Origin of the sequence: Allobosea sp. BK604, assembly GCF_004341515.1 — a bacterium.
Taxonomy (GTDB): domain Bacteria; phylum Pseudomonadota; class Alphaproteobacteria; order Rhizobiales; family Beijerinckiaceae; genus Allobosea.
This window is the reverse complement of the sequence record NZ_SLZF01000018.1, coordinates 45,027-51,026: the sequence shown is the minus strand read 5'-3', so window position 1 is coordinate 51,026 and position 6,000 is coordinate 45,027. Positions and strand designations below refer to the sequence as shown.

4 protein-coding genes are annotated in these 6,000 nt (G+C 65.2%); 3 read left to right on the top strand and 1 reads right to left on the bottom strand.

Annotated features, from left to right (window positions below; genetic code table 11):
- The first annotated feature begins 270 nt into the window (after nucleotides 1-270).
- The 3 genes from EV560_RS35390 (at nucleotide 271) to EV560_RS35380 (ending at nucleotide 3,787) form a co-directional block, all read left to right on the top strand.
- Nucleotides 271-1,950: an acyl-CoA dehydrogenase family protein gene (locus EV560_RS35390; protein WP_131860578.1), complete on the top strand. Its 1,680-nt coding sequence runs from the start codon at nucleotides 271-273 to the stop codon at nucleotides 1,948-1,950.
- Between the two features lie 416 nt (nucleotides 1,951-2,366).
- Complete coding sequence (locus tag EV560_RS35385; RefSeq protein WP_165923788.1) at nucleotides 2,367-3,359, top strand: Bug family tripartite tricarboxylate transporter substrate binding protein; 993 nt, start codon at nucleotides 2,367-2,369, stop codon at nucleotides 3,357-3,359.
- A 17-nt stretch (nucleotides 3,360-3,376) separates the two neighbouring features.
- Nucleotides 3,377-3,787: a VOC family protein gene (locus tag EV560_RS35380; RefSeq protein ID WP_131860576.1), complete on the top strand. Its 411-nt coding sequence runs from the start codon at nucleotides 3,377-3,379 to the stop codon at nucleotides 3,785-3,787.
- Between the two features lie 165 nt (nucleotides 3,788-3,952).
- Here the strand turns inward: EV560_RS35380 and EV560_RS35375 are convergent, their stop codons facing one another.
- Nucleotides 3,953-5,908, bottom strand: coding sequence for a bifunctional 2',3'-cyclic-nucleotide 2'-phosphodiesterase/3'-nucleotidase (locus tag EV560_RS35375; RefSeq protein WP_131860575.1), 1,956 nt, complete (start codon nucleotides 5,906-5,908; stop codon nucleotides 3,953-3,955).
- Between the last annotated feature and the right edge of the window lie 92 nt (nucleotides 5,909-6,000).

Below are 6,000 nucleotides of genomic sequence, written 5' to 3'. Positions count from 1 at the left end.
CTTCTCGTCGCCCTCAGCTCAATGGCCCGCCAGAACAGGCCATGGCAAGACAAACCGCCCTCCAAGACTTGACGTCAGACACAGTCGCCAGGGGGACGTGGAGCGCTGCCGCCCTGGATTGCTTCGCTGCGCTCGCAATGACGGGCGTCGGTTCGCGTGAAAACAACACCCTGGTCTCCCCCTCCTCACAATGACGCTCTCCGCCGAAAGACGGCTTTCGCATTCCCCGGAATCTCCCCTATGCTGCATCGCAACAAAGGGAGAGCAAACATGAGCGCTGCCGAAGCCGCCGCCGAACCGCAGACGCAAGGCTCCGCCGTCGCGCTCATCGCTGCCGCTCTGCCGGGCTTCGAGGCGCTGCTCGAGGAGGCGATCGCCGCGCTGCGCCGCAAGGTGACGGCCGACGGCAAGATCTCCTCCGCCAGGCTCGAGGCCGAGCAGCACGCCGCCCATGGCCTGTCCTGGCTCGCGACCTATGTCATGGCGCTGCGCGAGATGAAGGCCTATGGCGAGCGCCTCCAGGCCGAGGATCGCTACGGCGCCATCGAGGATTATGCGCTGCGCGTCGGCGCCGGCGAATATGCTGCGCAGATCTTCGGCGGCATCCCGATGAGCCAGGGCGAGATCGTGCGCCTGCCGGCGCTCGGCCTCTCGGCCGATGCGGTCGCCTCGGCCTGCGGCGATGCGGCTGAAGCGCTGATCGCCGAGGGCAATACGCCCGAGAACCGCGCCCGCCTCGTCGCCCTGTTCAGCCAGAGCGACGGCCTCGCCAGCGTCGGCGATCCCGGCCTCGACGAGATGCTCGAGGCGATCCGCTCGGAGATGCGCCGGTTCTGCGCGGCGGAGGTGACGCCGCATGCCCATGACTGGCACCTCGCCAACGACTACATCCCGATGCCGGTGGTCGAGAAGATGGCCGAACTCGGCGTCTTCGGGCTGACCATCCCCGAGGAATTCGGCGGCATGGGCCTCTCCAAGGTCTCGATGTGCGTCGTCTCCGAGGAGCTCTCGCGCGGCTATATCGGCGTCGGCTCGCTCGGCACCCGCTCCGAGATCGCCGCCGAGCTGATCCTCAACGGCGGCACGGCCGAGCAGAAGCAGAGATGGCTGCCGCGGATCGCCGCTGGCGAGATCCTGCCGACCGCCGTCTTCACCGAGCCCAATACCGGCTCCGACCTCGCCTCGCTGCGCACCAAGGCGGTGCGCGAGGGCGATGTTTTCAAGGTCCATGGCAACAAGACCTGGATCACCCATCCCGTCCGCGCCGACATCATGACGCTGCTGGTGCGCACCGATCCCGATGCGCCCGGCTATCGCGGCCTCTCCATGCTGATCGCCGAGAAGCCGCGCGGCACCGATGCCGACCCGTTCCCCGTCGAGGGCCTGACCGGCGGCGAGATCGAGGTGCTCGGCTATCGCGGCATGAAGGAATACGAGCTCGCCTTCGACGGCTTCGAGGTGAAGGCGGAGAACCTGCTCGGCGGCGTCGAGGGGCAGGGCTTCAAGCAGCTCATGCAGACCTTCGAGGCGGCCCGCATCCAGACCGCGGCGCGCGCCGTCGGTGTAGCGCAATCGGCCTTCGATCTCGGCCTGCGCTATGCCCAGGAGCGCATCCAGTTCGGCAAGCCGCTGATCGCCTTCCCGCGCGTCGCCGACAAGCTTGCGATGATGGCGGCCGAGATCCTGATCGCCCGCCAGCTCACCTATTTCGCCGCCCGCGAGAAGGATGCCGAGCGCCGCTGCGATCTCGAGGCCGGCATGGCCAAGCTGCTCGGCGCCCGCGTCGCCTGGGCCGCGGCCGACAATGCCCTGCAGATCCATGGCGGCAACGGCTTCGCGCTGGAATACCCGATCAGCCGCGTGCTCTGCGACGCCCGCATCCTGAACATTTTCGAGGGCGCGGCGGAGATCCAGGCGCAGGTGATCGCGCGGCGGCTGGTGGAGGGGTGAGCCGGCGCTCGCACCATCTGATGCAGCGCCATTGCCCCGGCGACGAGCCTTGATCGCTTCGTGCCAAGCGGGGAATTTCGTGACCCTGGCTTGCGCATCGGCTTGAAAAGCTGATTGCGATCAAGGCGCTGGATCACCTGACCGGATACGATATCGGTCCGATGATTGAGAGCATCTTCGGATCGGCGGCGCCGCAATGCTGCCGACCAAGGCGCGTCGGCCATCCACCGCAACGCCGCGTGAGCTTCGGCGTGCGGTTTGTCAGCGCTTCCACCCCGAACTTCATCAATCGAATGGCCTTCAGCGCCGCCACCGTTGCGCAAGGGGGAGCGTCCACGCGAGCTCGTAATGTCGTCTTGCATTCCAAATTGCATGCAGTACGCTTGCTGCAAAGAACAAGATCGGGGAAACGCAAAATGGATTGGACGAGGAGAAATCTGTGCGGCGTGCTGGCCGGCGGGGTCTCTGCGCTGACGCTGGCGCGGATCGAACCGCTCGGCGCGCAGGAGGCCTATCCCACGCGCGGCGTGAAGGTGGTCGTGCCGTTCCCGGCCGGTGCGGGCTCGGACGTGGTGATGCGGCTTATCGCGGAGCAGATGGCGCGCGATCTCGGCCAGAACTTCATTATCGAGAACCAGATCGGTGCGTCCGGAGCGATCGGCACGGCGACAATCGCCAAAGCCGCGCCCGATGGCTATACGCTCGGCGTCGGCGGCACCTCGGCCCTCGCGACGGCGGAGCGGCTCGTCCCGAACCTGTCCTATAATCCGCGGAACGATCTCACGCAGATCGCCTTGCTCGCGACATTCCCGCAGATCCTCGCGGTCAACGGCAAGCTCGGGATTTCGAGCCTTGCGGACCTGATCGCCCAGGCCAAGGCGAACCCCGGGAAGCTGAATTTCGGCTCGCTCGGCCGCGGCACGAGTTACCATTTCGGCGGCGAGCTCTTGAAGCTGCGGGCGGGCGTCGACCTGACCCACGTCCCGTATACGAAGTCGAGCGATCTGCTGTCCGACCTGATGACGGGGCGCATCGACCTGTCCTTCTCGCTGTGGCCGATCATCCAATCGCAGGTGAAGGACGGCACTCTGAAGGCGCTTGCCGTATCGACGCCAGCCCGCCTGCCGGGACTTGCCGACGTGCCGACTTTTGCCGAACTCGGCTTCGACAATTTCAACCTGATGGGCTGGATCAGCCTGATGGGGCCGGCGAAGCTTCCGCCCGAGATCGTCGCCAAGCTGAACAAGTCCGCCAATGCCGCGTTGGCGACACCGTCGGTCGCGGAGAAGATCGCGGCCACCGGGGGCACGCCCGGCGGCGGTACGCCGGAGGCGATGCAGCGTTATCTCGAGAGCGAGATCGCGCTGCTCGGCCAGCTCATGGACCATCTCGGGATGACGAAGGCTTGACAGCAAGGGAACGAAAAATGGTCAGTTGGTCGCTGCATCACGTTAATCTCAACGCTCACAACGTCGCCGAGAGCGCGAAGTTCTTCGGGGAGATCCTTGGTCTCGACGGCGGCCGCTCCCGCGACGCCATTGCCGGCGTCACCTCGAACGCCAAGACCGGCGCCTATTATTTCGGCGAGGGGACCTCGGGCCTGCATATCTGCCGGCCGGATCTCATGCTCGCCCTGAAGCACAACATGCCGATCAACCCGAGTGTCGGCGGGCATGTCGCCATCACCGTGCAGGATCTCGATGCCGTCAAACGCCGGCTCGATGCGGTGGGAATCGTCTATGCGGATCCGGGGTCCTGGGCGATCGCCGGCCTCAGGCAGATCTATGTCTGCGATCCCAGCATGAACGTCATCGAACTCAACCAGATCGTCGGCTGACCCAAAGCATTTTCGAGCGAAGTGGATTCCGGTTCGCGTGAAGAAAATGCGTAAAAACAAATAACCCAAGCATTTTCGAGCGAAGTGGATTCCGGTTCGCGTGAAGAAAATGCGTCAAACAAATAACTGGAGAATCTTTGCGGTTCGGAGAAGCGCGAAAATTCTCTATCCCCGCAGCCGATACTTCGCAAAGCCCTCGCCGCCATCGCCCGCCGGCTCGGCCTTCAAGCCCTCCGGCAGCTTCCCGGCCGCCGCCGGCGAGGTCACGAAGGTCACGTTCACGCCCTCCGGCAACGGCTTCAGCGACCAGTTGCCGTCGGCCTTGGGCTCGATCGTCTTCTTCTCGATGATGTAGCGCACGATCGCGTCGCGGTTGAGATCGGGCGCCTCCAGCACGACGGTGGTCTTGGTGCCCGGGAAATTGCCGCCGCCCGAGGCGCGATAGTTATTGGTGACGATGATGAAGCTGGCCTTCTCGTCGATCGGCTGGCCGTCGAAGGCGAGATCGACGATCCGGTTAGCGCTGGCATTGGCGAGCCCGCCATTGCCGTCATAGCGCGAGGGCTGGGTGACATCGATCCTGTAGGTCACGCCGTCGATCACGTCGAAATTGAAGGCCGGGAAGCCGGGGTCGATCAGCGCCTGCTCCTCGGTCTTGGCCGGATCGATCCGGTTGAAGATGCCGGCCGAGCGCTCCAGCCATTCGCGCACCTGCGCGCCGGTGACCCTCACGATCTGGATCGTGTTCGGATAGAGATAGATGTCGGCGACGTTCTTGATCGCGATCGGCCCGGCCGGAATGTCGGTGAAGAAGGAGGGGCCGGCGCGTCCGCCAGACTTGAACGGTGCGGCCGCGGAGAGGATCGGCAAATCCTTCCAGCGTGTCTGCGCCATCAGCGGCGTGGCGTAGGCGATCTGCGCCTCCGAGACGATCTGCACGGACGGGTCGTCCGTCACCAGCGCGAAATAGCTGTTGATCGGGCTCGCGGTGGCGCCGACCGGCTCACGCATATAGACCAGCGTCGCCTCGTGATCGGCCTTCACCGTCGCCAGCACATTGGCCTCGGCATTGGCCTTGGGCACGATCTTGCGGTCGGGCGTGCGCTCATAGATCGGCCGCGGCTCGACCTTGAAATCGGCGATCCTCCAGCGCCCGTCGCGCTGCGCCAGCTCGAGATCGACGATGCCGAGATGCGAGCCCCAGAAGCCGGGCTGGCAGGCCGGCTTGCCGTTGAGCGCGCCCTTCTTGTTATCGACGCCCGGCAGGTCGTCAAAGGCCTTGCCACCCGGGAAGACCAGATGCTGGTGCCCGGTCAGGATGACGTCGATGCCGTCGAGCCTGGAGAGATGCAATGCCGCATTCTCCTCCATGCCCTTGCGCTCGCCGCCGGCAATGCCGGAATGGCAGAGCGCGATCACGAGGTCGGGCTTGGCCGCGAGCAGGTCCGGCAGGTGCTTGCGGGCCGCGTCGACAATGTCGGTCGCCACCAGCTTGCCGTCGAGATTGGCCTTGTCCCATTGCATGATCTGCGGCGGCACGAAGCCGATGATGCCGAGTTTCAGGACGTGCTTCTGTCCGGCCTCGTCCTCCAGGCTCTGGTCGATCACGATCCACGGATCGATCAGCGGCGCGCCTTCGACCTTGGTGACATTGGCGCAGACCAGCGGGAATTCGGCCTTGGCGAGGCCGTTCTCGAGGAACTCCATGCCATAGTTGAATTCGTGATTGCCGAGCGTGCCGCAGACGTAAGGGAGCGCGTTCATCGCGGCGACCATCGGGTGGGTGTCGCCGGCCTTCAGCCCCTTCTTGTAGGCGACATAGTCGCCGAGCGAGGAGCCCTGCAGGAAGTCGCCATTGTCGAAGAGCAGGCTGTTCCTGGCCTCGGCCTGGGCGATCTTGATCAGGTTCGCCGTCTTGGCGAGGCCGACCGTGTCGTCGGGCGCGTCGCGGAAATAATCATAGGGCACGACATTGACGTGGAGATCGGTCGTCTCCAGCACGCGCAGCTTCAGCTTGGCGGGCGTCTGCGCCGCGAGCGAGGCGGGCAGGGCGGCGCTGGCCGCGATCGCGGCTCCCGCCTTCACCATGTCACGGCGGTTGAAACACGAATCCTGTGCCATGGCGCTCTCCCGGGGCAATGCGCGCAGAAGGAGACGCTAGCACTGCGGCGCGACCGTGACACGCTGAAGATGCGGGCCCGGTGAAACCGCCG